This window comes from Micromonospora sp. NPDC051300, from assembly GCF_044455315.1.
GTDB lineage: Bacteria > Actinomycetota > Actinomycetes > Mycobacteriales > Micromonosporaceae > Micromonospora > Micromonospora robiginosa.
The window spans coordinates 1-24442 of sequence record NZ_JBITEP010000047.1; the positions used below are offsets into that span (position 1 = coordinate 1).

At 74.0% G+C, this 24442-nt stretch carries 20 protein-coding genes and 1 pseudogene; 6 read left to right on the plus strand and 15 right to left on the minus strand.

Going from position 1 to position 24442, the window contains the following annotated elements; genetic code table 11:
* Positions 1-127: 127 nt before the first annotated feature.
* A complete protein-coding gene (gene def / locus ACIA5A_RS29580; RefSeq protein WP_396767844.1) occupies positions 128-601 on the plus strand; it encodes a peptide deformylase in 474 nt (157 codons plus the stop codon).
* 50 nt (positions 602-651) lie between these two features.
* The gene (locus ACIA5A_RS29585) at positions 652-1116 is read left to right on the plus strand and encodes an OsmC family protein (RefSeq protein ID WP_396767846.1); all 465 of its coding nucleotides are present in this window, start codon (positions 652-654) and stop codon (positions 1114-1116) included.
* A gap of 35 nt (positions 1117-1151) precedes the next feature.
* Here the strand turns inward: ACIA5A_RS29585 and ACIA5A_RS29590 are convergent, their stop codons facing one another.
* From ACIA5A_RS29590 to ACIA5A_RS29635, 10 genes are all read right to left on the minus strand, one after another.
* On the minus strand, positions 1152-1940 hold the full coding sequence (locus tag ACIA5A_RS29590) for a hypothetical protein (protein ID WP_396767848.1): 789 nt from the start codon (positions 1938-1940) through the stop codon (positions 1152-1154).
* Between the two features lie 91 nt (positions 1941-2031).
* Positions 2032-3987, minus strand: coding sequence for a GTP-binding protein (locus tag ACIA5A_RS29595; protein WP_396767850.1), 1956 nt, complete (start codon positions 3985-3987; stop codon positions 2032-2034).
* Positions 3988-4132: 145 nt separating this feature from the next.
* Positions 4133-4771: a M23 family metallopeptidase gene (locus ACIA5A_RS29600; RefSeq protein WP_396767852.1), complete on the minus strand. Its 639-nt coding sequence runs from the start codon at positions 4769-4771 to the stop codon at positions 4133-4135.
* Positions 4772-4791: 20 nt separating this feature from the next.
* A complete protein-coding gene (locus ACIA5A_RS29605) occupies positions 4792-5922 on the minus strand; it encodes an arabinogalactan endo-beta-1,4-galactanase (protein WP_396767854.1) in 1131 nt (376 codons plus the stop codon).
* Positions 5923-5940: 18 nt separating this feature from the next.
* Complete coding sequence (locus tag ACIA5A_RS29610; RefSeq protein WP_396767856.1) at positions 5941-7119, minus strand: cellulose binding domain-containing protein; 1179 nt, start codon at positions 7117-7119, stop codon at positions 5941-5943.
* An 81-nt stretch (positions 7120-7200) separates the two neighbouring features.
* A complete protein-coding gene (locus tag ACIA5A_RS29615) occupies positions 7201-9054 on the minus strand; it encodes a hypothetical protein (RefSeq protein ID WP_396767858.1) in 1854 nt (617 codons plus the stop codon).
* The gene (locus ACIA5A_RS29620) at positions 9039-9848 is read right to left on the minus strand and encodes an ABC transporter ATP-binding protein (RefSeq protein ID WP_396767860.1); all 810 of its coding nucleotides are present in this window, start codon (positions 9846-9848) and stop codon (positions 9039-9041) included. Before ACIA5A_RS29620 ends, ACIA5A_RS29615 begins: the two co-directional genes overlap by 16 nt.
* Positions 9849-9952: 104 nt before the next feature.
* Positions 9953-10588, minus strand: a complete 636-nt coding sequence (locus ACIA5A_RS29625; protein ID WP_396767862.1) for a GyrI-like domain-containing protein — start codon at positions 10586-10588, stop codon at positions 9953-9955.
* A 24-nt stretch (positions 10589-10612) separates the two neighbouring features.
* Positions 10613-13201, minus strand: coding sequence for a class IV lanthionine synthetase LanL (lanL, locus tag ACIA5A_RS29630; protein WP_396767864.1), 2589 nt, complete (start codon positions 13199-13201; stop codon positions 10613-10615).
* A 43-nt stretch (positions 13202-13244) separates the two neighbouring features.
* Entirely contained in the window at positions 13245-13436 is a 192-nt protein-coding gene (locus ACIA5A_RS29635; RefSeq protein WP_396767866.1) for a hypothetical protein, read from the minus strand.
* Between the two features lie 210 nt (positions 13437-13646).
* Between ACIA5A_RS29635 and ACIA5A_RS29640 the strand changes: the two genes are divergently transcribed.
* Complete coding sequence (locus tag ACIA5A_RS29640; RefSeq protein WP_396767868.1) at positions 13647-15578, plus strand: ABC transporter ATP-binding protein; 1932 nt, start codon at positions 13647-13649, stop codon at positions 15576-15578.
* 25 nt (positions 15579-15603) lie between these two features.
* On the opposite strand, the gene ACIA5A_RS29645 is transcribed toward ACIA5A_RS29640, so the two are convergent.
* Positions 15604-16539, minus strand: a complete 936-nt coding sequence (locus tag ACIA5A_RS29645; RefSeq protein ID WP_396767871.1) for a peptidoglycan-binding protein — start codon at positions 16537-16539, stop codon at positions 15604-15606.
* A 160-nt stretch (positions 16540-16699) separates the two neighbouring features.
* Complete coding sequence (locus ACIA5A_RS29650; RefSeq protein ID WP_396767873.1) at positions 16700-17005, minus strand: hypothetical protein; 306 nt, start codon at positions 17003-17005, stop codon at positions 16700-16702.
* Between the two features lie 56 nt (positions 17006-17061).
* Between ACIA5A_RS29650 and ACIA5A_RS29655 the strand changes: the two genes are divergently transcribed.
* Positions 17062-17982 (plus strand): alpha/beta fold hydrolase, encoded by a 921-nt coding sequence (locus ACIA5A_RS29655; RefSeq protein ID WP_396767875.1) that lies wholly within the window; start codon positions 17062-17064, stop codon positions 17980-17982.
* Here the strand turns inward: ACIA5A_RS29655 and ACIA5A_RS29660 are convergent.
* Positions 17979-18719 (minus strand): alpha/beta hydrolase, encoded by a 741-nt coding sequence (locus tag ACIA5A_RS29660; protein ID WP_396767877.1) that lies wholly within the window; start codon positions 18717-18719, stop codon positions 17979-17981. The genes ACIA5A_RS29655 and ACIA5A_RS29660 overlap by 4 nt on opposite strands.
* A 189-nt stretch (positions 18720-18908) precedes the next feature.
* Positions 18909-19859, minus strand: a complete 951-nt coding sequence (locus ACIA5A_RS29665; protein WP_396767879.1) for a hypothetical protein — start codon at positions 19857-19859, stop codon at positions 18909-18911.
* Between the two features lie 128 nt (positions 19860-19987).
* Between ACIA5A_RS29665 and ACIA5A_RS29670 the strand changes: the two genes are divergently transcribed.
* Positions 19988-21784: a hypothetical protein gene (locus ACIA5A_RS29670; protein WP_396767881.1), complete on the plus strand. Its 1797-nt coding sequence runs from the start codon at positions 19988-19990 to the stop codon at positions 21782-21784.
* Positions 21785-21962: 178 nt separating this feature from the next.
* On the opposite strand, the gene ACIA5A_RS29675 is transcribed toward ACIA5A_RS29670, so the two are convergent.
* Positions 21963-22790, minus strand: a complete 828-nt coding sequence (locus tag ACIA5A_RS29675) for an SAM-dependent methyltransferase (protein ID WP_396767883.1) — start codon at positions 22788-22790, stop codon at positions 21963-21965.
* Positions 22791-23036: 246 nt separating this feature from the next.
* Here ACIA5A_RS29675 and ACIA5A_RS29680 point away from each other — a divergent pair.
* Positions 23037-24331 (plus strand): annotated as a pseudogene (locus tag ACIA5A_RS29680) (IS701 family transposase).
* The last annotated feature ends 111 nt before the right edge of the window (positions 24332-24442 follow it).

The following is a 24442-nucleotide window of genomic DNA, read 5'->3' on the forward strand; positions in this document are numbered from 1 at the left end:
TTGTGGGGCCCTACCACCCGGCGGCCACCGCCTGGCCCCGGGTTTGGGGGGGGGGGGGGGGGCGCCTTGGCGGGGGGGGTACCCGGGTGGGGGGGGCCAGCGTGTTCGGGGCGGGGCCCCCGACCCGGTGACCACGTTCGACGCGGAGCTGGCCACGCTGGTCCGGGACCTGGGCGAGACGCTCGCCGCCGCACGCGGCGCCGGCCTGGCGGCGCCGCAGATCGGTGTCGGCCTGCGGGTCTTCGCCATCAACCCGGACCTGCCCGGCAACGAGCTGCGGCTCGACCACCTCGTCAACCCGGGCCTCGACTTCCCCGACGACGAGGAGCAGGACGGGCCCGAGGGCTGCCTGTCCATTCCCGGGATCTACCTGGACACCAGACGACGGATGAACGTGGCGGCCAGGGGGTTCACCAAACAGGGTGACCCGGTGCAGATCGTCGGCGCCGGCCTGCTGGCCCGCTGCATCCAGCACGAGACCGACCACCTCGACGGGGTGCTGTTCATCGACCGGCAGGACCCGCGGGGCCAGGAACGCATCCTCGCCACCCTGCGCGAGGCGGCCTGGGCGGACGCCCGGGTCCGGACCAGCCCGCACTGAGGCCCGGGCATCGCGTCCGGCGTCCGGCGGGCCTCGGTAGGTTCGTGGTCATGAGTGACGACACGTTCCGCTCGGTGGAGATCGAGCGCACCGGCCTGGCCAGCTACACCGTCCGCAACGCCCGCGGCGGGTCGATCTCCATGGGCTCGGGCCAGGGCGACAGCTTCACCCCGGTGGAACTGCTGCTGGCCGCCATCGGCGGGTGCACCGCCGTCGACGTCGACCACATCACCAGTCGTCGGGCCGAGCCGGACGGCTTCTCCGTCGTGGTCAGCGGCGACAAGACCAAGGACGAGTCCGGCGGCAACCGGATGCGCGACATCCGGGTGGAGTTCACCGTGACCTTCCCGGCCGGACCGGACGGCGACCGGGCACGTGAGGCGCTGCCGCGCTCGCTGCGGCAGTCGCACGACCGGCTCTGCACCGTGTCCCGCACGGTCCAGCTCGGCACCCCGGTCACGATCGTCGACGTCGCCGGCGCGGGCGACGACGGAGCCCTGCCCTCCTCGTCGTGACCGACGGCGCGCCGGCGCCGGTCAGCAGCGGTGGGTCAGGTGCCGGCGCGCGCGACGTCGGCGACCATCTCGTCGGGATCGCGAGCGAGCGCCTGCCGGATGTGCGCCGGCACCACCCCCGACCGCGCCATCGCCACCCGGACCTGCACCGACCGGTCGTCGAGCAGGCGTCGCAGGTCCACCTCGTCCAACTCGACCGCGAGCACCAGCGCGACGCGGACGTCCACCACCGGATCCTGGGCGAGCGCGCTGCGCTGGGCGGTGGTGGTTCGCGGATTACGGGCCAGCCCCTTGCGTACGCGGGCGGTCCGATCGGCCATCAGGGCCGTGATGACGTCGGGGTCGTGGGTGTGCGTGGCGAGCCGTTCCCGGACCTCCGGCGAGACGTCGCCGACCAGCCGCGCAGCCAGCTCGGGCTCCAGCTCGCGCGTCTCCGCGAGGAGACCGCGCAGCTCCTTGTCGGGAGCCTCGGCCATCACCCGACGGACCGACTCGTCGCAGGCAGGGTTGCCGGCGACCGCCCAGCGGACCCACCGGTCGGCGTCCTTGACCAGTCGGAGGAGATTGCCGACCGAGGTCGAGGGGTTCCTCGCCACGGCCTCCCGGACGTGCCGGTCGTGGTCCCGGGTCAGCGGTCGTAGCGCCTGCGCCGGCGCGTCGGTGCGGGTCGCCACCGCCTTGCGGACCACGGCCGACGGGTCGGCCGCCAGGTCGATGAGGGTCACGTGTGTCGTGGCGGGGTCCCGCGCGAGGGCGAGCCGGGCATCGACACCGCCGCCGGTCGCTGCCGCGCTGCCATCGCCGACGTCCTGCCGCTTTCCCATGGACGCCATCATGTCACGAGCCCGACCCGGGGAGACCGGCCCCCTGACCAGCGCTTTGACGGCGATCAAGCAGCCGACTCCGTAGCCGGCCCTACCGCGGCACGGCCCGGAACCAGACCTCCCGGTCGTCCGGGTCGGGTCCCCGGCGGGGCAGCGTCGGCGGCTCCTCCCCGGTGACCGGCGCGTAGTGGTCGAAGGTGGTGGTCAGGACCGCCTCACCACCGGTCAGGTCGGGAAGCGCGGCGACGACCTCCGGGATCCGCGCCGACGGCAGGGTGCCGCTCACCTCCAGGTAGCCGCCGGCGAGCGCGGTGTCGTGCACGATCGCGCCCCGCCGGCCCAGCAACGCCAGCACCGCCTCCACCGTGTGCTGCGGCAGGTTGACGTCGAACCGCTCGATCGGCTGGCACACCCGGGTGCCGGCGGTACGCAGCGCCGCGGCGACCACGACCGGGGCGAGGTGGCGGAAGTCCGCCGCCACGGTCGAGATCGACTTGTCGAACTTCTGGTGCGGCCGGCTCTGTCGGGGCCAGTACGTGGACGCCGTCATGGTGACGACGCAGTCGGTGACCGGCCAGCCGTGCCGGCCCTGGCGGAACGCCGCCCGCACGCCCTCCTCGGTGGCCGCGACGAAGGCGGGTGGGAGCCGGCCGGGCTCGACGCCGGGACGGAACTCGACGCCGTGTCCGATCGGGGCGGCCTCGATGCGCAACCCGAGCCCGGCCAGGTAGGGGTTGCCGCGCTCGCGTACCCGCTCCTCGGCGCATCCCACGCCGACGACCCGTTCGATGCACGAGGTGAGCGTGCCGGAGAAGCGCACCCGGACGCCGTACCGGTCCGCCATCAGGGCGGCCAGCACCTCCTTCTGGACCTCGCCGTGCAGGCGGATCACCGCCTCCGCCTGCGCCTCGTCGAGTCGCAGGTCCACCAGCGGGTCCTCGTCGGCCAGTTCGGCCAGGCCGGCGAACATCGCCAGGCGCTGCGCCGGTTCGACCGGCTCGACGACCGCCTGCCGGGTCGGCGGCGGGAACCGGTAGGCGTGCCGTCGCGGCGGCTCCCCGATGTGCTGGCCGATCCGGGCCGACACCCCGCGTACCGCGGCGATCTGCCCGGCGGACACCGACGGGCGGACCAGGACGCCGGCGGGCTCGATGACGGCGATCTGGGTCACCGTCTGGGGGCGGGCGTCGGCCAGGCGCACCCGGTCGCGCACCCGCAGCCGCCCGGACCACAACCGCAGCCAGGCCCGCCGGCCCTGCCCGTCCCGGTCGACGGCGAAGACCGTGCCGGCCAGCGGGCCGTCGCGCTCCGCGCCCCGCGGCAGCAGGTCCGCGAGGAGGTCGCACAGGTGCCGTACGCCGGCGCCGGTGATCGCCGAGCCGCACGCCACCGGGTGCAGGTCGCCGTGGCGCACCGCGTGGCGGATCGCGCGTCGGACCTGGCGCGCGCGCACCGGCTCGTCGGTCAGCCAGCGCGCCGCCACCGCGTCGTCGACCTCGGCCACGGCCGCGACGACCGGCTCGGCGTCGAGGGCAACGGCGCGTACCCGGGCCTCGCCGGTGCCCTGGCCGGTGACCGTGCTGAGCCGAACCGGACGCGCACCGAGCCGCTCGTGGATCCGGGCCGTCACCCGGTCGACGTCGGCACCCCGGCGGTCCACCTTGTTGAGGAAGAACACCGTCGGTACGCCGATGCGGCGCAGCGCGCGCCAGATCGCGACGGTCTGCGGCTGGACCCCCTCCACGCTCGACACCACGAGCACGGCGGCGTCCAGCACGGCGAGCGACCGCTCGACCTCGGCGATGAAGTCGGGGTGGCCGGGGGTGTCCAGCAGGTTGACGCGCAGGTCACCGATCGTGATCGAGGTGACGGCCGCGCGGATGGTGATGCCGCGCCGGCGTTCCAGCTCCATCGAGTCGGTGCGGGTGGTGCCGGCGTCCACGCTGCCCGGCTCGGCGACGGCGCCCGCCTCGTAGAGGAGGCGCTCGGTCAGGCTGGTCTTTCCGGCGTCAACATGGGCGACGATTCCGAGGTTCAACAACGCCAAGGCAGAACTCCACGGTAGGACGGGTCAGGGTCCGGGGCGTGGAATCTGCTCGCATCGTCTCTCCTTGTCGTGGTGGTCGCGGCGGTGTGCCGTCACCAGGCTCACACGCCACAGGCGGCCGTCGCCACCGAATTCGGCGCCGCCGCTACGGGCAGTTCGCGCTGGTGCGGCGGACCGTCCGCTCGCGGTCGTCGGAGGTGATCCCGGACGGCACGCCGTCGAAGTGGGTCTCCACCTTCGTCCAGCCCCGGCGCTGCTCGTAGTGCACGTGCGGGGCGCCGGAGTCGCCGGTGCTGCCGACCCGCCCGAGTTGCTGGCCGCGGGCCACCCGCTGCCCGGCGCGCACCAGCGGCGGCTCCAGCAGGTGCAGGTACTGCGTCTCCCACTTCCCGCCGTGGTCGATCGTGACCCAGTAGCCGCCGCCGCGGCCCTTCGGCACGTCCGGGTCCTGCGGGGTCCGGCCGCCGAGCGAGCCGTTGATCCCGGCCACGCCGACCGTGCCGTCGGCGGAGGCCAGCACCGGCCGGCCCCAGGCCGCACCGGTGGTCGGGTACAGGTCGACGTCGTAGTCGTCGTGCCCGGGATAGGTGGACAGCCGCCACGTCTCGCCGCAGGCCACCGGGAGCTGGAACGCCGGCCGTGGACCCTGGCGCGTCAGCAGCGGCACCACGAGCACCGCGCCGGCGACCAGCGCCGCGAGGGCGACGACGACAGCCGCCGCGCGGGCCGCCCGGCGGCGGGGACGAACGTGCTGTGGAGGTTCGGCGGTCACCGTTCCGAGCATGACACGCGCGTCCGTGACGGTCAGGGCGTCCAGCGTACGCGCGGGTTGATCCGCCCGGACCAGTCGAAGACGGCCATGTTGTCCCACTGGTTTCCGGTGCCGTCGATGTCGGCCGGGTCCCATCCGTTGCCGCGGACCGCGTACCAGGTTGGTTCCCAGTAGAAGACGCCGACGGCGCCCGCGTTACGGGCGGTGTTCTGCACCCAGTCGAACTCCTGGGCCTGCCCGGACCAGGTCGCGGGGATGCCGTCGCAGGTGGCGTCGCCTATCGCGTTGGGCTCGCCGTCGGCGTCGTCGCGGGTGAACGGGTACGCGGTCTCCACGATCACCACCGGCCTGCCGTAGCGACCGCGCAGGTCGACGATGTTCTGGTAGAGGTTCGAGAGGCTGCCGTGCCACATGCAGTAGTAGGACAGCGCGGTGACGTCCCACCGCACGCCCTGGGCGCGGATGCCGTCGTAGAACCACCGGGCGTTGGCGTTGCTGTCGGCGTCCGCCGTGTGGATCATCACCTGGATGCCGCCGCCGCACGCCTTGGTGGCGTCGTAGCCCTGCTTCAGCAGCCCGGCCAGCGGGGCGAAGTCGTTGTTCACGACCTTGCCCTCGTTCCACAGCATCCCGACGTTGATCTCGTTGCCGATCTGCACGCTGTCCGGCGGCGTGCCCTGGCCGCGAAGGCTGGTGCAGACGTCGTAGGTGAAGGCGTAGACGTCGGTCCGCAGCTGGCTCAGGCTGTGGCCGACCCACGCGGCCGGCTTGTACTGCTTGCCGGGGTCGGCCCAGGTGTCGGAGTAGTGGAAGTCGACGAGCACCTTCAGGCCCTTGGCCTTGGCCGCCCGCGCCTGGGCCAGCAGCCTGCTCTTGTTGTTGTAGCCGCTGGGCGGGTTGTTCCACACCCGCAGCCGGACGTAGTTGACGCCGACGGACGTCAGGATGTCCAGCGGGTCGCGGGCCGTCCCGCCCGCGTCGTAGTAGCGGGCGCCCAGGTCGAGGCTGCGCTGAAGCGAGGAGATGTCGGCGCCGCGCATGGTGAGCGTGTTCGCGGCGGAGACGGGCGCGGGGGCCGCGCCGAGCGTGGCGTCGGCGACGAGGACGCCGGCGAGCACGGCCGCGATCCGGGCTCGCGGGCGGCGGCGTACGAGGGTTTTCATGGGACTCCTTCGCCTCGCTCAGCCGACGGCGCAGCCGACGCCGTTGAGCGAGAAGCCGGTCGGCGGCGCGTCGCTGGCGCCCCAGCGGCCCTGGACGCCGAACGTCGCGGAGCCGCCGGGCGCGAGGACGCGGTTCCAGTCGACGTTGCGGGCGGTGACGGTCGCCCCGGTCTGGCCGACGGTGGCGTTCCACGCCGAGGTGACCTGCTGGTCGCCCGGGTAGCCGAAGGTGACGATCCAGCCGTCGACGGCCGTCGTGGACGTGTTCTGGACCGTCACGGTGGCCACGTAACCGCCCGACCACTCGGACTGGTTGCGGTAGGTCACCCGGCAGGTCGACGGTGGTGGGGGCGTCGGGGTGGACGTGGTGGGCAGGGTGACCGTGTTCGACGCGATCGACACGTTGCCTACCGCGTCCCGGGCCCGGACGTAGTAGAGGTTGCGCAGCGGCGTCGAGGGTGGCAGCGACGCGGTGTAGGTGGTGCCCGGCACGGTGGCGACGAGCGTCGAGGAGAACCAGCCGTCGAAGCGGTAGACGTTATAGCCGAGCACGCCGACGTCGTCCGTCGAGGGCGACCAGGACAGCGTGGCGGTGGAGGGGGTCACCTCGCCGACGGTCAGGTCCCGCGGGGCGCTCGGCGGGGTGGTGTCCGGGCCGGTGTCGGTCACCGGGGTGACCACGGTCAGCGGGTCGGTCGACGCCGAGCGGTGCCCGAGGGTGTCCCGGGCGGCCACCCGGAACGAGTACTGCCGGCCCGGCTGGAGGTAGTTGGTGATCGTGGTGGTGGTGACGGCGCCGACGCCGGCGCTGTAGATGACGTCGTCGAACGCCTGGTAGTAGGTGATGTCGTAACCGGCGATGGCGCAGCAGCCGGGCGTGGCGGCCGTCCAGGTGAGGGTGACCGACCCGGTCCGGACCGCGGTGGCGGTCAGGTTCGTGGGCGCGCTCGGCGGGAACGGCGAGGTGTTCGGCGTGCTGGCCGCCGTGGTCGGCGTCGGTTCGGCGGCCGGCGCCGCCGCTCCGCCGGGCGCCGGGGCGACCCGGGGGTACGCGGCGGGCGCGGCGGTGCCGGCGTCGGCGGCCGGCACGGCGACCAGCGCGGTGGCGAGCACCGCCGCCGACACCGCGACGGCGGCCAACGGACCGGGGCGCGGCCGGCGGAGCGACGGGGACGGGGACGGGAAGACGCCTGTCATGCCTCGACCATGCCGCCCATACATCGATGATCGCCAACATGTCTCACGACTCGGATCGACAGCCGGCGGGCCGGTCGCCGGTCAGACCGATTCGAGGTCGCGGTCCCGGGCCGCTGCCGGCGCGTCGGCCCGGTTGTCGACCCGGGTCATGAGCGCCCGGGCGTACAGGGTGACGCCGGCCAGGATGCTCGCCACGGCGATCGGCACGCCGAGGGCCGGCCGCACGTACATCGCCAGGAACCAGGACCTGGCCCGGATGCCGGAGAGGATGAAGACCAGCGGGACGATCCCCTGCGGGATCAGCAGGATCGAGCCCAGACCCCAGCTCAGTCCCTCGACCGTGCCGCCCCGGCGGGCCACGCCGGCGGCGGTCCGGACCACTGCGGGCCGGCCGGTGCGCATGGTGTGCAGCAGGTCGGACCCGTCCGCGCCGAGCTTGCGGGCCGCCGCCGCGCCCAGCGCCCAGGCGACCGCGACACCTGTCAGCACGCCGGCCGGCACCCCGGCCCAGGTCAGCCACGCAAGGTCGAGCCGGGTGCCGAGATACACCAGCGCGAGCGCGGGCGCGGGCGGCAGCAGCCCGACCCAGAACAGCACGTTGGACCGGCCGGTGGTGTCGGCGCGTTCCAGCGGGTTGCTCGGCCGCTTGTGCGCGTCCGGCCCCGGGACCAGGCCGAACACCGACGAGTGGACGATCAGCCCGGCGCCGCCGCCGAGCAGGGCGGGCACCGCCGCGGCGACCCACGGCCAGGTCCAGGCCAGCCCGCTCCACCAGGTGCACGCGACGCCCAGGACGACGGCCGGCGGCGCGAAGACGAGCAGGTACGCCCACTGCCGGCCGCGCACGTCGGCGCGTTCGGTGCCGGTCGTCAGGGTCTGCCAGAGCGCGGTGCCGTCCTGGCCGTACAGGTTGCAGGCCGAGGTGATCGCGAAGAGCGCGACCGCCGGACCGGCCCAGGGCAGCAGGATCCGCGCGTCGAAGGTCAGCGGCAGCAGCACGGTGCCCAGGGCCCAGACGACAGGCACCACGGCGGTGGTGGTGCGCAGCGGGTCACGCCACCAGGTGCGCAGCTCCTTGCGGACCACCGCGCCGGTCGTGCCGGCGAGCGGGCCGCCGCCGACCGGGGCGCGCCCGGCGCTGCCCCGCACGGTGACCCGGGCGCGGCGTGGGGTGCCCAGCTCGACCGACCAGACGAGCAGCAGCAGCGCGCAGAGCAGGGCCAGGCCGGCCGGCGCGGCGAGCGCGAGCGGCCAGTCGCCGCGCCCGGCGGCGTCCACCGCCACCACGCCCCAGCTCGACGGGATCGCCCGCAGCACGACGGTGGTGAGGTGGGAGAACCCGGTCTCCAGGACGTCGGAGTACATCACCGCCACGACGATCATCCAGCCGGACTGGGTGAGCACGAGCATCGCGGCGAACAGCACGCCGGTGACCGCCGCGCCCAGCCGGGACGCGGCGACCACGCCGAACAGCGCGTGGACCACCCGGGAGAGCAGCACCACGAAGACCAGTTGCAGCGCCGCGACCGGCGCCGCCAGCAGCGCCGGGCCGAGGCCCTGCCGCGCCGCGTACGTGATCAGGGCGACGAAGCCCAGCGCGGTGACCGTGGTGGTGATCCCGACGAACGCCGCGCCCAGCAGTCCCACCGCGAGCCGGCGGCGCGGCACCGGCAGCAGCGTGAAGTGGTCGGCGCGCAGCACCGCCGAACCGCCCCACAGCGGACCGATCAGCCAGCCGAGCGTCCACATCCCGAAGACCCCGGCCAGCAGGTCGCCCAGCACGTCGTCGTTCGGCAGGTCGACCAGGGAGAGCCAGACGGTGGCGGCGGCGAACAGCAGGCCGAGCACCGCGCCGACGAGCATCCACGCGGCCCGGCCACCGGTCATCGAGTTCCTGATGATCGACAGCTTCATCCGGATCAGGACGCCAGCCACGACAGTCCCCTCCGGGTGTGCTCGTCGCCGCCGACCAGCCGGACGAACGTCTGCTCCAGGGTGGCGTCGCCGCGCACCTCGGCGAGCGGGCCGGCGGCCACGACCTTCCCCGCGGCCATCACGGCGACGGTGTCGCACAACTGCTCGACGAGCGGCATCACGTGGCTGGAGAGCACCACCGAGCCACCGGCGGCGACGAACCCGTTCAGGATCGCCTTGAGGGCGGCCGCGGACACCGGGTCGACGGCCTCGAACGGCTCGTCCAGCACCAGCAGCCGGGGCCCGTGCAGCAGCGCGGTGGCCAACCCGATCTTCTTGCGCATGCCTGTCGAGTAGTCGACGACCAGGGTGCGCTCGGCAGCGCCCAGCTCCATCACGTCGAGCAGCTCCTGGACCCGGCCGGCCAGCACGCCGGCCTCGATGCCGCGCAACTGCCCGAGGTACGTCAGCAGCTCGCGCCCGGTCAGCCGCTCCGGCATGGACAGTCCGTCGGGCAGCACGCCCAGCAACGCCTTCGCCTCGACCGGGTCGGACCACACGTCCACCCCGAACACCCGCGAGGTGCCCTCGTCCGGGCGGAGCAACCCGACCGCCATCGACAACGAGGTCGTCTTGCCCGCCCCGTTCGGGCCGACCAGCCCGAAGAACGAGCCCGGCGGCACCACCAGGTCGACGTGGTCGACAGCGGTGGTCGAGCCGAACCGCTTGTGCAGGCCGGACAGCCGCAGCGCCGCCGGCCGCCCGTCCGGGTCCGGATCGTCCGCTGCGGCGTACTGCGTGGTCGACGGCTCCATGGATCCCCTCGGTGCGACTAGGTGGCGGCCCCAGTCTCACCGACGTGCGCGACGGAGGGAAGCGGCGGCGCCGACGACAGCAGGCAGGTCGGCGTCCTCCGGTGCTACCGCGCCGGTGCGACGGGCTGCCGGAGGATGGTGCGTCGCCGCTCCGGCGGGACCCGTCGGAAGTCGCTGAGGTAGATCTCGTGGTGGGTGCCGGCCAGGCGCAGCCCGTGGTCGGGGACGTACTCGTGATGCAGTCGCGCGAGCACGTCGGCCTCGTCGTCGAACGAGCCCACGTGCAACGTCTGCACGCACCGCCCCTCGGACAGCCCCGCCAGCCGGACGTCGTCCAGGCGCGCCGGCCGGTTCCTGGCCGCCGCCTGCGCGACGGCGGCGGCGACCATGGCCTCGCCGATCCAGTCGGGGACCATCAGCATCAGCGTCCAGCGCCATCGGGCCTTCTGCCGCGCGGTGGTGAAGGAGGCCATGTCGTCGGCCGACCACAGCCCCTCCAGGGGCGGTACGACGTAGTCGCGCCCGAGGGCCCGCTTGCTGGCGAACTTCAGCTTGTACGCCGTCGGGTAGAGCGCCTCGATCGCCTCGGTGAAGGCTGGCGAGGTGTTCGGGTCGCCGTGCCCGTCGACCATGAGATAACGCGTGTCGGGCACGTCGACCGTCCGGAACTGGCCCCGCCGCGCCCGGTAGGCGTCGAGCGTCCTCCTGAAGTCGATCTTTCCAGGGGTCCGGTCGGCCACCGCGACAGTCTAGTGCCGCGACGCTCAGCCGCGGACCAGTGCGGAGCGCTCCCCCGCGCGGCCGCGCGGCAGGTGGCTGTACGGCACCACCTCAGGGGTGTCGGGCCGGTTGAGCCGGCGGAAGAAACTGAGGACACCCGCGTTGCCGGTGGCCCAGGACCACGGCGCGTCCTGCCGGTCGGCGTCGACGAACCGTGGCGCGTCGTCCGGCCCGTGGCTGCGGGTGAGCAGGTGCGCGACGACCGCGTGCGCGGCCCGCCGGTGCCTGTCGTCGCCGGTGTGTCGGGCGCAGTCGACGAGGAACCCGCCGACACCCGTCACGCCGCAGCACTGGCCGAGATTGGCCAGGCGGGGGATCCAGTCGGCGCACGCGTCGGCCGCCGCCACGGCGGTCTCGGTGAACCGGGCGTCGTCCAGCACCTCGGCGGCGTGCAGCAGGGTCCGGCCGATCCCGGCGAGGCCCTGGCACCAGGACACCGACAGCGGGATCGCGCGGGGGTCGCGGGCGCGGGCGACAAGCACCTCGGTCCGCTCGCGCAGCTCCCGGGACCGTTCCCCGGCGGCGGCGAGCACGCCCGGGTCGCCGGTGCGCGCGGCGTACCCGAGGAACAGGTCGACGAGCCCGGCTCGGCCGTGCGAGTAGCTGGCCGTCGGGTCGGTGTCGATCTCCTCGGGCAGCCCGGCGTCGAGCGTCACCGACAGCGTCATCCCGGTCTTGCCGAGGAGCCGGTCGACGCAGGCGCGGGCGGCGTCGAGGTGGGCCGGATCGTCCAGCACGTCGGCCAGGTGGAGGTGGCCGAGGCCGGCGCCGGCGGTGCCGGTCATGATGTCGTCGTGCTCGTCGTCGGTGTCGTACGGCACCGCCGGGATCGCGGGCAGCGTCACGTCGAAGCCGGCCTGCCGCAGCCGGGCGAGGAAGAGGTGGCTGCCGGTGGAGCCGAGGAACAGTCCGGGCGGCACGTCGGTGCGGGCGTTGGCCGCCACGGTGTGCGTGGCCAGCCGGTCGAGCAGCTCCGGCACGCCCGGCGCGTCCAGGTGGTGCAGCAGTTCCAGGCCGACCCCGGCGCTGCCGGTGTAGACGCTGCCGTCCACGTTGGCGAACGCGGAGGCCGGCTGCCGCAACTGCCGTCGCTCGACGTCGCGCATCAGCTCGTCGCGCACCTGCCGCTCGACCGCGAGCGGGTCGGCGTGCGGCGCCGCCCGGCGGCGGGCCGGCGCGGCTCCGGTCGCCCACCGCTCGCCGGCCAGCGCCCGCAGCGCGGCGTCGGCCCGCTCCGGGGTGCCCCGCAGCAGGTCGTCGACGAGGTCGGTGAAGGCGGTGTGCGCGGGGCCGAGGATGCGCTCCAGCGACTGCGACATCCGCAGCGCCGACAGGCCGCGCTCGGTCTCGGCCACGACCGGCGCCAGCCCGGTGGCGGCGAAGGCGAGGGTCATGCCGAGCCCGTGGTGGTCGTCGGCGACGGCGGCGGGACCGTCACGCATCTGGTCCCAGGAGGCGTAGCCGTGGGTGCCGCCGGGCACGTGCAGCCCGTCCAGGGCGGAGATGCCGAAGTCCACCAGGTGGGCCCGGTCCGGGCCGAGCACCACGTTGCGCGGGGTGATGTCGCGCATGACCACGCCGCGCTCGTGCAGCGCCAGCACGGTACGCGCCAGCTCCCCCGCCGTCCGGGTGAACTCGGCGGACACCGGTGTGCCGGCGCGGAGCATGGCGCCGCGGTTGCCGACCCGGTAGGCGAGATCCTGCTCGCCGACGTCGGTGGTGACCAGGAACTCGTCCTCGCCGTGGGCGAAGTGGTCGACGAACCCGGGCACCCCCGGCACGCCGTCGCAGGCGGTGAGCACTCGGCGTTCGTTGCGCAGGCGGGAGCGGGCGTCGAGGCCGTTGCCGGAGTCCCCCACGTACGCCCGGGCCTGCTTGACCACGACGACCCGGTCGGTGGCGGTGTCCCGGGCGCGGAAGACGCTGCCCTGCGCGGTGCGCTGGAGGCCGTGCTCCGGCCGGTAGCGGTCGCCGAGCAGCGCGGGCGTCTCCTCGTCCTCCGGCCGGAACGGGTCGCTCACCCAGTCCGGCTGGCGGTAGTCCAGGTCGGCGACGGCGTCGAACGACTCCCCGTCCGGTCCCGGGATCCGCATCGCCAGGCGTCCGCGCTCGCCCCGGTACCAGCGGGCCACGAACGGGCCGTAGCGGTAGTAGACGGGGGCGTCGTCGGCGACGCGGCGGTCGCTGAGCACCCGCGGGCCGGGGTGACCGCGCAGCAGCGCGGCCAGCGCGAGGCCGAGGTCGCGGACCCGGTCCGGCTCCGGGTAGATCGTCATCGCCTTGCCGACGGTGGCCGGCGAGTCGATGCCGTAGTTCAGGCCGGTGAGCACGTCGCCGCTGCTGGCGAGCTTGAAGCTGCACCCGGCGTCGAGCAGGAACGGCACCGCCCGGGCGGCGAGCGCCGGGAAGTCCCCGGCCCGCGAGGAGACGTGCAGCTTCCAGCCGTGGTCCGGAAGCCGCACGCCCTCGCGGTCGACGTAGCACCACTGCGGCCCGAGGCGCACCGTGAACCGGCCGCCGTACCGTTCGTCGACGAGCCGTTGGATGAACGGCGCGGGTTCCCAGTCGGACACGGGAGTCTCCCTCCTCGGGCGGCGTGGGGCGGTCAGGCCGGGATCAGACGGTGCGTCCGGTGGCGATGCACCGGTCGCTGTAGCGGTCGGTGCACGGCCCGCAGGTGTACGGGCAGCGGTTGGCGGAGTGCAGCGACTGCTGCACCTCCTCGAAGTGGATCCGCGGTTCCACGGTGGCCGGTCCGCCGCTGCGCGGCGCGAGTTCCAGCAGGGTCGCCTGCAGTCTCTGGGTCATGTCGCCTCCATCGGGGTAGCGGGGCACGACGGCCTGGTTGCCGAGAGGCCCCTGGGCTGTTCGGGACGCTAGCGCAGGGCGCTAAGCAATCACTAAGAATGAGGAGGTGATAACGAAGGGTGTCCGGGCATCGACGCCGGCGATGCTCTACTCTCGACCTCCAGCCCGGGTCCCGGCGCGAACCGGGCGGCGGCGGGAGGAGACGTGCCGATGAGCGAGGCCGTCGTCGCGGACGACCGGCGGGCCGGCCCGCGTACCTCCGGGGGCGGCCCGCCGGTCGCGGAGTCGGTGCTGCCGGAGCTGCGCGAGATGTGGTGGGAGACCGGCCTGCGGGCCCGGGCCGAGGCCGGCCTGCTGACCGTGCTGGCCGAGCTGCCCCGCCTGGTCGCCGCCGCGACGCGGATCAGCTGGCGGGCGGACCGGGCCCGCACCGCGGCGGTGGCCGCCGCGACGGTCGGCGGCGCGCTGCTCGCCGCGTTCGGGCTGCTGGCCACGCAGCGGGTGCTCGTCGAGCTGTTCGCCGGCGGCCCGACCGCCGACAAGGTGGTCGCCGCGCTGCCCGCGCTCGGGGCGCTGGCCGGGGCGACCGCGCTCCGCGCCGGCCTGGGCATCGTCACCGGGTACGCGCAGAACGGGCTGACGCCGCGGGTCAGCCGCGACGTGGAGCGCCGCCTGTTCGAGACCAGCACGGCGGTGCGGCTGGAGGCGTTCGACGCGGACGCGTTCGCCGACGACATGGAACGGGCGTCGCGGGGCCCGGAGTCGGCGACCGGGCTCGTGCAGGCCGCGACGAACCTGCTGGCCGGCGTGGCCGGGCTGGTCGCCGTCGCGGTGGCGGTGGTGGTCATCCACCCGCTGCTGCTGCCGGCGCTGCTGCTCGCCACGCTCCCCCGGGCGTGGGCCGCGCTGCGGGCCGGTCACCTGCAGTACCGGACGTACGCGGCGGGCTCGGTGCGCCGCCGTCGCATCTGGATCCTGCACCGCCTGATGGCCGAGCGGGTCTCGGCGCCGGAGCTGCGGTCCTACGGGCTGCGCGGGTTCCTGCTCGACCAGTACGACCGGGTCATGGGGGCGGAGACCGACGTCCAGCTCACCCTCGCCCGCCGGGTCACCACGACCACCACCGTGGGCTCGCTGACCGGCGGCGTGGCGACCGGGGCGGTCTACCTGCTGCTCGGGCTGCTGCTGGTGGGCGGGCACATCCCGCTCGCCGCGGCCGCGACCTGCGTGCTCGCCCTGCAGGCCGCGCAGCGTTCGCTGACCACCGCCACCACGCAGGCCGACAAGGTCTACACCGAGGGCCTGCACTTCGCCGACTACACCGGTTTCCTGACCCGCGCGGCGGCCTACCTGCCGGACGCACCGGGCGGCGAGCGTCCCGGGCCGCTGCGCGAGTTGAGCGTCCGGCACGCCGGCCTGCGCTACCCCGGGCGCGACGACAGCGCCGTGCGCGACGTGACGTTCACCGTCCGGGCCGGCGAGACGGTGGCGCTCGTCGGCGAGAACGGCTCCGGCAAGACCAGCCTGGCCGCGCTGATCGCCACGCTGCGCACGCCGACCGGCGGCGCGGTCTGCTGGAACGGGCGACCGCTGGCCGAGTGGGACACCGACGACCTGCGGTCGCGGATCGCCGTGGTCACCCAGGACCACCACCGCTGGCCGTTCACCGCGGCCACCAACATCGCGCTGGGCGACGTCGGCGGCGAACCCCGCCGGGAGCGCATCGAGGCCGCCGCGGACCGGGCCGCCGCCCACGGGATGATCACCGAGCTGCCGTACGGGTACGAGACGCTGCTCGACCGCACGTTCGCCCACGGCCAGGACCTCTCCGGCGGGCAGTGGCAGCGGATCACCGCGGCCCGGGGTTTCCTGCGCGACGCCGACCTGCTGATCATGGACGAGCCGTCCTCCGCGCTCGACCCGCGCGCCGAGGAGGCCCTGTTCCAGGCGATCCGGGAGCGGCAGGGGCGCGCCACCACCATCCTGATCACGCACCGCCTGGCCAACGTCCGGCACGCCGACCGGATCTTCGTGCTGCACGACGGCGCGCTCGTCGAGGAGGGCAGCCACGACGACCTGGTCGCCGCCGGCGGCCGGTACGCCGAGTTGTTCGCGCTCCAGGCGGCGGGCTACCGCGCGTGATCCCGCCGAGCGGCGGCCCCGCCGGTCAGTAGAAGCACCCGGTGGCGGGCAGGGCCGAGGGCGCCGGGACGGCGGCGCCGTCGTAGACGGCGAGCAGGAGTTGCTGCGGGCACCGGTTGGCGCCGTTCACCCGGATCTCCAGGTGCAGGTGCGGGCCGGTCACGTTGCCGGTGGCGCCGGTGTAGCCGACGACCTGCCCGGGAACGACCCGCGCCCCGGCCGCGACGACCCGTGACGACAGGTGGCAGTAGAGGTAGTAGGCGCCGTCGTCGGCGGTGATGCCGAGGCCGTTGCCGCAGCCTCCGCCCGCGTAGCCGACCGTGCCGGCGGTGATCGCGTACGTGGTCACGCCGGTGACCGTGGGCAGGTCGATCGCCGGGTAGTCGTGGTGCGGGTCGTCGTACTCCGAGCGGGGCAGGACCGAGCGGTCGATGACCGGCGCGTAGAGGCCCCCGCCTCCGCCGCCGCCGAGCAGCCACTGCCAGGTGGTCGCGCCGACGGTGGTGCCGCCGGTGAGTCCGCGCCCGGCCTTGAAGGCGGTCACCGCCTCGGTGGTGGCGGCGCCCCAGGCCCCGTCGACGGTCAGCCCGTACCCGTACTTGTTCAATGCGGTCTGCAACGCGCGTACCGCGTTGTTGTTCGCGCCCGGGTCCAGCGTCACGACGAGCCGGGACCAGGTCAGCGCGCCGACGACGCCGTCGGCGGTCAGGCCGTTCGCGCTCTGGAACGCCTGCGTCGCCGCGGTCGTGCCGGCGCTGAACGCGCCGTCCACGGTCAACGTCTGGCCGTGGTGCCGGAGCAGGAACTGCGCCGAGGCGACGGTCGCGCCGGACATGCCGGCGCCCAGGGTCGGCCACGCCGGTGCGGCGGCGTGTGCGGCGGCCGGCCCGACCAGGACGGCGGTCAGGGTGAGCACCACGACGGCCAGTCGGCCGGTGAGGCGTCGGAGGGTGGTCCGCATCGGCGCTCCTCGTCCACGAGGGTGACGCGACCGGTCACCGACCGGCCGGTCCGGTCCGGACGGTCACCGGACCAGCACCAGTATCACGACGGCGATAAATATTTACAAGCGGCGAAAGACTGTAAAAGGATTTCGCCGCCCGGTCGCCGGCGTCCGGGTCCTAGGCGAGCCCCATCCGCCCGGCGGCGCGGTCGGCCGCCTCCGGCCCGGCGAGTTGGCGCAGCAGCAGACCGTCGATGAGGGCGATGGCCGCCTCGGCCTCCGCCCGCCGGCCGACGTCGTCCGGCAGCAGCTCACCGGCCCAGACGATCCACTCCTCGACCAGGCGCGGCACGACCGTCCGGTACGGGGCTCGTCCGCTCGCCGCCAGGCCGTTGGCTTCGAGGAACAACGCGAACACGGGGTCGGCCGCCGGTCGGCCGAGCACCGCCCAGGCGGCCCGGACCAGCGCCCGGCGATCCGGCACCGGTGCGACGAAGAGTTTTCAGTGACCACTACAATTTTTCTGACACGGAGGCCGTGATGCCCGACATGACCGCGACGGAGGTCGTCGACCTGTTCCGTCGCCCACCGCAGCGCCTGGTCGACGTCGGCGCCGGCAGCGTCGCCTACCGCCGGGTGGGCGACGGGCCGGACGTGCTGTTCGTCCACGGCTGGCCGGTCAGCGGCGCCACCTTCCGGTCGCTGCTGCCCCACCTGGCCGCGCACGTCACCTGCCACGTCGTGGACCTGCCCGGAGCGGGATCGAGCCGGTTCGACGCCACCACCGAGCTGAGCGTCGCCCGGCACATCCGGACCGTCCGGGCCCTGCCCGACCTGCTGGGCCTGGACGACCTCGCGGTCGTCGGGCACGACAGCGGCGGCCTGATCGCCCGCCACGCGCTCGCCGCCGACCCCCGGGTACGCGCCATGGCGCTGCTGAACACCGAGCAGCCGGCCGGGCTGAACGGACGGTTCCGCGCCTTCCTCGCCGCGAGTCGCCTGCCCGGGTTCGCGGCGGGCCTGGGCTGGGCGGTCGGATCACCACGGATCCGGCGACAGCCGCTGGTGCTCGGCGGCGCGTTCGCGGACCGTCGCCTCCTCGACGGCGAGTTCGACGAGTTCTTCCTCCGCCCGCTGCACCGGATCCCGGCCCGCCGGCGGGCAGCCGTCCGGGTGCTGCGCAGCTTCGAGCCCCGCCTCGTCCACGAACTCGCCGCCCTGCACGCCCGCATCGACGTGCCGGTCCGGCTGGTCTGGGGTGACCGCGACCCGTTCTTCCCGCTCGCCTGGGCCGAGCGGATGGTGCCCACCTTCCCCCGGGCGGATCTGGTGACCGTCCCCGGCGCGGGCCTGTTCGTGCACGAGGAGCGGCCACGGGAGGTCGCCGCCGCGCTGCTCCCGGTGCTCACCGCCGAGCCGGGGCGCCCGCCGGTGCCGGACGGGCGCCCCACCCACGGCTAGCGCAGGTGGCGGGCGAAGAACCGGGCCACGCCCTCCCCGGCGAACTCCGGCACCCCGGTGTGCCCACCCATGTTGGCGTGCAGCGTCTTCTCCGCGGAGCCGAACGCGTCGAACAGGTCCAGGGCCGACTGCCGGTCGTTGCCCTCGTCGTCCCACTGCAGGAGGACGTGCAGCGGGATGGTGACCCGCCGGGCCTCCTCGAAGATGACGCGCGGCACGAGACTCCCGGCGAAGAGGCCGGCCGCCACGATGCGCGGCTCGACCACCGCGAGCCGGACGCCGACCGAGATCACGCCGCCCGAGTATCCGACCGGGCCGCCGACCTCGGGCAGCGACAGGAGAGCGTCCAGGGCGGCCCGCCACTCCGGCACCGCCCGGTCGACGAGCGGGAGGACGAGGGCGTCGACGATCTCGTCGTCGACCGGCTCACCGGCCGCCATGGTCCGGCGCAGGTCGGCACGGGCCTGGTCGAGTGCCGGCCAGCTTGGCCGGTCACCGCTGCCGGGCAGTTCGATGGTGGCGCCGGCGAAGCCCTCCGCGGCGGCGTGGCGGGCCCGGGCCACCAGGCGGGGATACATCCGGCTCAGGCCGAGCGGCGGATGGCCGAGCAGGATCAGCGGCACCGGCGCGGACGGGGAGGCGGACGCGGGCGTCCACAGGTAGCCGGGAACGTCGCCGAGGGTGAACTCGCGTTCCAGGACGCCGTCGTCCAGGCGCCGCTCAGTGGTGAATCGCATGGTCGTGCCTTTCGGGAGTGCTCGAGAACGGCGCTCCCGGACGACCTATCGCCCGACCGTGACCCCGGAGGGGAGCACCCACGTCGTAACGTCCACGGGTACCACCTCCTCGGTCTCTCGCACGGCCTCCGCAACCTAGCAACGGCCGCTACGGTCCGCCAACCCTTTCCGCCGGGACGCCGGTTGCCGTCAGCTCTGCTGGTAAGTGACCGCGGCGAACCCGCACGGCTGGTGCAGGTGCAGGTAGTAGGCGCCCTCGCCGTAGTCGTCCAGGTCGGCGCCGCCGATCAGACCCAGGTAGTCCATCGGCTCGCCGCAGCCGGGGCAGTCGGGGTGCTCGGCGTCCTGGATCCAGTCGGGCCGGCCGCCCAGCGTCGAACCGCCCCGCGCCCAGGCGCTGGCCTGGTAGGGGCTCGACCGACGCTCCCCGGGGACCGGCGCCGACGCCGGCGGGTCCTCCGGCTCGGTGACCCCGAGGTAGCTCGGACGGGCGTTGCCGGACCACCAGACGCTGCCGCCGGCCGGGTCGACCCGGCTGAACAGCGTCGCGTAGCAGGCGCAGAAGTGGCAGGTCTCGACCAGCAGCCGCCCGGACCAGCCGGTGTGCGCCAGCGCCGCGCCGACAGCGGGGTCCGCCGTGTCCAGCTCCGCGGCGGACCACAGCGGCGACGCGCACCACGGACAGGCCGTGCCGTCGGCGCGACGCCGCGCCGGACCCACGACCCAGGCGTACGCGGCGTCGCCGCACAGGTCCCGCCGGCGCCCGTCCGACCCGACCGTCCAGCCGCCCTCCCGCGCGTAGGCCAGCGCGTCGACGTGCAGCCTGTCCGCGCCGGCCGGCCGCCGCGCCGACCACCGGCGCAGGGCGCTCTCGGCCACCGGGTGACCGGAGTGGGCCAGGATCACCAGCAACTGGTTGAGCCGGCTCGGGGTCGCGCCGCCGTCGACGCGCTCGACCACCCGGCGGACCACCTCGGCGTCGGCCGCCCGGTAGAGCCGGCCCGGCCACAGCACGTCGCCGTCGAGCAGCGCGCCGAGGTGCGGCGTCAGCCTGCCCGGATCGGCGTCCGCGATCGCGCCCAGCTCCTCGATCGCGTCGTCGTCGCCACCGGTGGCCCTGTCGATCAGCTCCTCGATCACCCGGCGATGCTAGCCGGCCCCACCGACGCGCCGAATTAATCGGCGCTTCTCTATATGTTTGGCCGGGACGGGGTAAGGAGGGTGGCGGGCGACGTCGACGCCCGCACCCGAAGATCCGGAGGTTCCCCGTGCCCCGTGCCTCTTCGCCACCTCTCCCCCGAGCCGCCGTCACGGCCGCCACCGGCGGTCTGCTGGCGGCGGCGCTCACCGCCGCGATGACCCTCGCGGCGCCGGCCGTGCCGGACCCGCCCCGCCTGCTCGCCGAATCCACCACCGAACTCGCCGGCCCCTGCGTACGCGTGCTCGACGGAACCGAGTGGACACTCGATCCGTGCGTGCCCGAGGGGCAACCGCTCCCGCCCGACGTGGTGGCGACCCTGGAACAGCTCCGGCTGGAGCGCTGCGCCACCCCGACGCCGACCACCGCGCCCTCGACGAGCCCCTCCCCGACCTCGACCGCGACACCCACCGGCACGCCGAGCGGCGGTCCCACACCGACGCGGACCGTCGCGCCGCCGGTGACCGCCCTGCCCGGCACCATCGTCACGACGGACCGGCTGGCAGGCGCCCTCGCCACCGCGACCGCCACGACCACCGCCCCGGCCACGACCACCGCGACCGCCACGACCACCGCGACCGCCACCCCGGCCACGCCGACGCCGTCGACCACCCCGAGCCCGTGCGCGACGGACGGTCCGACCGCCGGCCCCACCCCGAGCCCGACCTGGACCATCACCCCCGACCCGACGGCCAGCCCCAGCCCCACCTCGACCCCGACCGGCGGCCCCACCCCCACCGCGCCGCCGCCCGCCGACGAGTGCGTACGCCTGGAGGGCAGCCCGCTCGACGACGCGCGAGCGGACCGGATCGCCTGCCGCCCGCCGGGCGGCATCCCGGACAAGGCCCACCCGATCGTGCTCACCGCCACCGGCGACTCGGTGACCTCGGCCCACCACCAGTTCGGCTACGGCATGGGCAGGTGTGACAACACCTCGGCCGACCAGCGCAACCTGACCGGCAACAACGGCATCTTCAGCTACGTCAACGGCTACTACACCGCGAACCCGAACGTCATCGACTACCACAACATGGCCCGCACCGGCTTCGACACGACGAAGATGCTCGGCGCGCCGGCCGGCACGCCCGACGCCTGCGGCAACCCGTGGAAGCCCGCCCTGGCCCCGGTGCCGCTCGCCGCGGCCCGCATCGCCAAGGCCAAGGCCGACGGTCACAAGGCCTACCACGTGACCACCGGCGGCGTGAACAACACCAACTGGACCACCGTGCTCAGCCAACTGATCAAGTGCCGCGGCCTGGAGTTCAGCGCCAACGGGATCCCGCGCAGCTCGATCAACTGGGCCGCGGCCGGTGGACGCGCCGGCATCGTCACCAACGGCGGCGGCTGCACGATGCGGGTACGCAACCCGTGGCCGTTCTCACCGGACTGGTTCGTCAACATCCAGGTGCCCCGCTACGACGGGCCCGCCCAGTCGGCGGGGATCACCGCCGGCGTGACGGCCACCGTCAACGCCATCCTCGGCGCCGGCGCCGACAAGCTGGTCTGGATGCTCTACTACAGCATCAACCCGGCCAACATCGACATCGGCAACTTCTCCTGGCGGCTCATCCGCTCGTACGCGCCGGGCTGGGTGGTCGGCTACCTGCCGCCCGCCGCAACACCCGTCCTCCAGCCACTCATCGACCCGATGTGGGTCGGCGCCGTGGCCGCGCTGATCAACAACCTCAACGCGGACATCACCGCAGGCATCCCCAAGAACAATCCCAAGGTACGCGCGCAGCCCGCCCCGGTGTTCCTGGCCGCCGACATCCAGGTGACCGCGCTCGGCGGGTCGCCGCACCCGAGCCCCGCCGGTCACGGCAAGCTGGCCACCAGCCTGGCCGCCGCCTTCGCCGCCATCCCCTGACCCGCGTCCCGTCGCCGCGGGGGCGCCGGGGCCCCCCCCCGGGGGGGGCGGGGGCCCCCCCCCCGGGCCCCCCCCCCCCGGCGCCGCCCCCCCCCGGGGGGGAGGGGGGGGCGCCCCGGCCCCCGGGGGGGGGGCCGGGCCCCCCGCCGCGCCTGTCCACCGCCCCGGGGCGACGGCCTCACGGCTTGCGGGCGAGCAGTCCGACGAAGGTGTGGTAGGTGTCGGTCTGCTTCGCCGCCGGCGTGCCCGGCTCGGGGCGCCACTCGGCCAGCGGGACCAACCCCGGATCCAGCAGCGTGAGCCCGTCGGCGAAGGAGAGGATCTCCTCGTCGGTGCGCCAGCGACCGGTGCCCAGCGACTCGTTGAAGACCCGCTCGACCTCGCGCGCCTTGCGGGAACCCTCCGGGTCCCGCTCACCCGGATCGCGGAAGTGCGAGATCGCCACGTAACTGCCCGACGGCAGCGCGTCGATCAACTCCGTCGACACCGCCCGCGGGTCCTCGTCGTCGCCGAGGTGGTGCAGGATCGCGAAGAGCAGCAGACCGATCGGCCGGTCGAAGTCCAGGAACCGGCGAACGTCCGGATCGTCGAGGATCTCCTGCGGCCGCCGGATGTCGGCCTGGATCACCGTCGCGGTGCCCTCCGCGGCGAGCAGCGCCCGCCCGTGCGTCAGCACGATCGGGTCGTTGTCCACGTAGACCACCCGGGCGCCCGGGTGGTGCGCGACGGCGACCTCGTGCACGTTGCCCTGGGTGGGCAGCCCCGACCCGATGTCGAGGAACTGGTCGACGCCCGCCTCGGTGACCAGGAACCGGACCACCCGGCGCAGGAAGGCCCGGTTCGCCTGGCCGGCGGCCGGCCCGTCCGGAGTGATCCGCAGGGCGTGCTGGGCGACCTGCCGGTCGACCTCGAAGTTGTCCTTGCCGCCCAGGAAGTAGTCGTAGACCCGGGCCACGCTGGGGACGGTGAGATCGATTCCGGGGGGTGCGGCCTTGTCGCGGGTCAACGGCATCTCCGTCCGATTCGGTGGGTGACTCCGACGTTCCCGGGAGTGTAGCGATCGGACGGTGGGCGTCGCCGCCCCGCTGGTACCGCTCCCAGCGGATCCGCCTGACGACCAGCCCGCACGCCGGCCGGCGCCGGCCGGCGTGTCGGGCCGAGCGGCGTGCCGGAACCCCGCCGGACGGTGGCGGGCCTAGTACTGCAACGGCAGTAGGCGAACCGGGTTCGGTTCGCGTTCGTTGGTCTGCCTGTGACGGACGTTGATGTCGATCAGTGGCATGGCGAGTTGGACCGGCTGCATGCCCGGATCGGGCCTCGGTTTCGCCGGTCTGAGCCGCGGCGGCGTGTGCGTCAGTACCTGTGCGGCCTGGTGTCGGGTCTGGGCCGTAAGAACGGCTGGACCCTGGCTGAGCAGGCCGGGGATATGTCGCCGGACGGTATGCAGCGGCTGTTGCGGTGGGCGGATTGGGACGTCGACGCGGTCCGTGATGACGTGCGGGACTACGTGATCGAGCACCTCGGCGACCCGGCTGGTGTGTTGATCGTTGACGACACCGGGTTCCTGAAGAAGGGCACCCGGTCGGCCGGGGTGCAGCGGCAGTATTCCGGCACCGCTGGCCGGACGGAGAACTGCCAGGTCGGGACGTTTCTGGCCTACCGCTCGTCGAAGGGTCACGCGCTGATCGACCGGCAGCTGTACCTTCCGGCGTCGTGGACCGATGACCGGGACCGGTGCCGAGCCGCCGGGATCCCCGACGACGTCGAGTTCGCCACGAAGGTGCAAATGGCCCGGACGATGCTGGCCCGAGCCTTCGACGCCGGGGTGCCGGTGGGGTGGGTGACCATGGACGAGGCCTACGGCCAGTCGAAGTCACTGCGGTTGTGGCTGGAACACCGGGATGTGGGTTATGTGGTCGCGACCCGCCGCAACGACGACATGATCACCACCACGATGGGCATCGCCCGGGCCGACGAGTTGATCGCTGCTGTGCCGGCTCGGGCGTGGTGCCGGTTGTCCGCCGGCGCCGGCGCTCACGGCCCTCGCGAGTACTGGTGGGCGCGGGTGCCGGTGCGTATCGGCTGGCAGCCCGGACGCGGGCACTGGCTGCTCGCCCGGCGCAGCATCAGCACCGGCGAGATCGCCTACTACGTCTGCTACGGACCTCGCCGCACCCGCCTGCTCGACCTCGCCCGCATCGCCGGGGCCCGGTGGGCGATCGAGGAGTGCTTCCAACAGGCCAAGAACGAAGCCGGCCTCGACGAGTACCAGGTCCGCGACTGGCGAGCCTGGTACGCCCACATCACCCTGTCCATGGCCGCACACGCATGGCTCTCCGTCGCCCGATCCCTCACCTCAAAAGGGGATCCAGCACCAGCGACGACATGATGATCGGCTACACGGTACTGGAGATCCGAAGACTGCTCACCGCACTCGTAGTGCGATCAATCCATCCAGCAGAGCGAGTCTGGGCCTGGTCACGATGGCGAAGACGACGCCAACACCAAGCCCGAACCTGCCACTACCGACGACGCGGCTACCCCTGACAACTGCCGTTGCAGTACTAAGGCGTGTTTCATAAGCCGGTCAGAGCCACTCGCAGATGATGGTGATGGTCAGGCTGGCCTGGAACCGGACGGCCAACTTGTCGTAGCGGG

Bases quoted from the DNA above. Each gene is read 5' to 3' on its own strand.
- ACIA5A_RS29590 (WP_396767848.1), bottom strand. From the start codon at position 1,940: ATGGGAAAGCGGCAGGACGTCGGCGATGGCAGCGCGGCAGCGACCGGC.
- ACIA5A_RS29640 (WP_396767868.1), top strand. From the start codon at position 13,647: ATGAGCGAGGCCGTCGTCGCGGACGACCGGCGGGCCGGCCCGCGTACC.
- ACIA5A_RS29600 (WP_396767852.1), bottom strand. From the start codon at position 4,771: ATGCTCGGAACGGTGACCGCCGAACCTCCACAGCACGTTCGTCCCCGC.
- ACIA5A_RS29660 (WP_396767877.1), bottom strand. From the start codon at position 18,719: ATGCGATTCACCACTGAGCGGCGCCTGGACGACGGCGTCCTGGAACGC.
- ACIA5A_RS29620 (WP_396767860.1), bottom strand. From the start codon at position 9,848: ATGGAGCCGTCGACCACGCAGTACGCCGCAGCGGACGATCCGGACCCG.
- ACIA5A_RS29645 (WP_396767871.1), bottom strand. From the start codon at position 16,539: ATGCGGACCACCCTCCGACGCCTCACCGGCCGACTGGCCGTCGTGGTG.
- ACIA5A_RS29605 (WP_396767854.1), bottom strand. From the start codon at position 5,922: ATGAAAACCCTCGTACGCCGCCGCCCGCGAGCCCGGATCGCGGCCGTG.
- ACIA5A_RS29610 (WP_396767856.1), bottom strand. From the start codon at position 7,119: ATGACAGGCGTCTTCCCGTCCCCGTCCCCGTCGCTCCGCCGGCCGCGC.
- ACIA5A_RS29585 (WP_396767846.1), top strand. From the start codon at position 652: ATGAGTGACGACACGTTCCGCTCGGTGGAGATCGAGCGCACCGGCCTG.
- ACIA5A_RS29655 (WP_396767875.1), top strand. From the start codon at position 17,062: ATGCCCGACATGACCGCGACGGAGGTCGTCGACCTGTTCCGTCGCCCA.
- ACIA5A_RS29635 (WP_396767866.1), bottom strand. From the start codon at position 13,436: ATGACCCAGAGACTGCAGGCGACCCTGCTGGAACTCGCGCCGCGCAGC.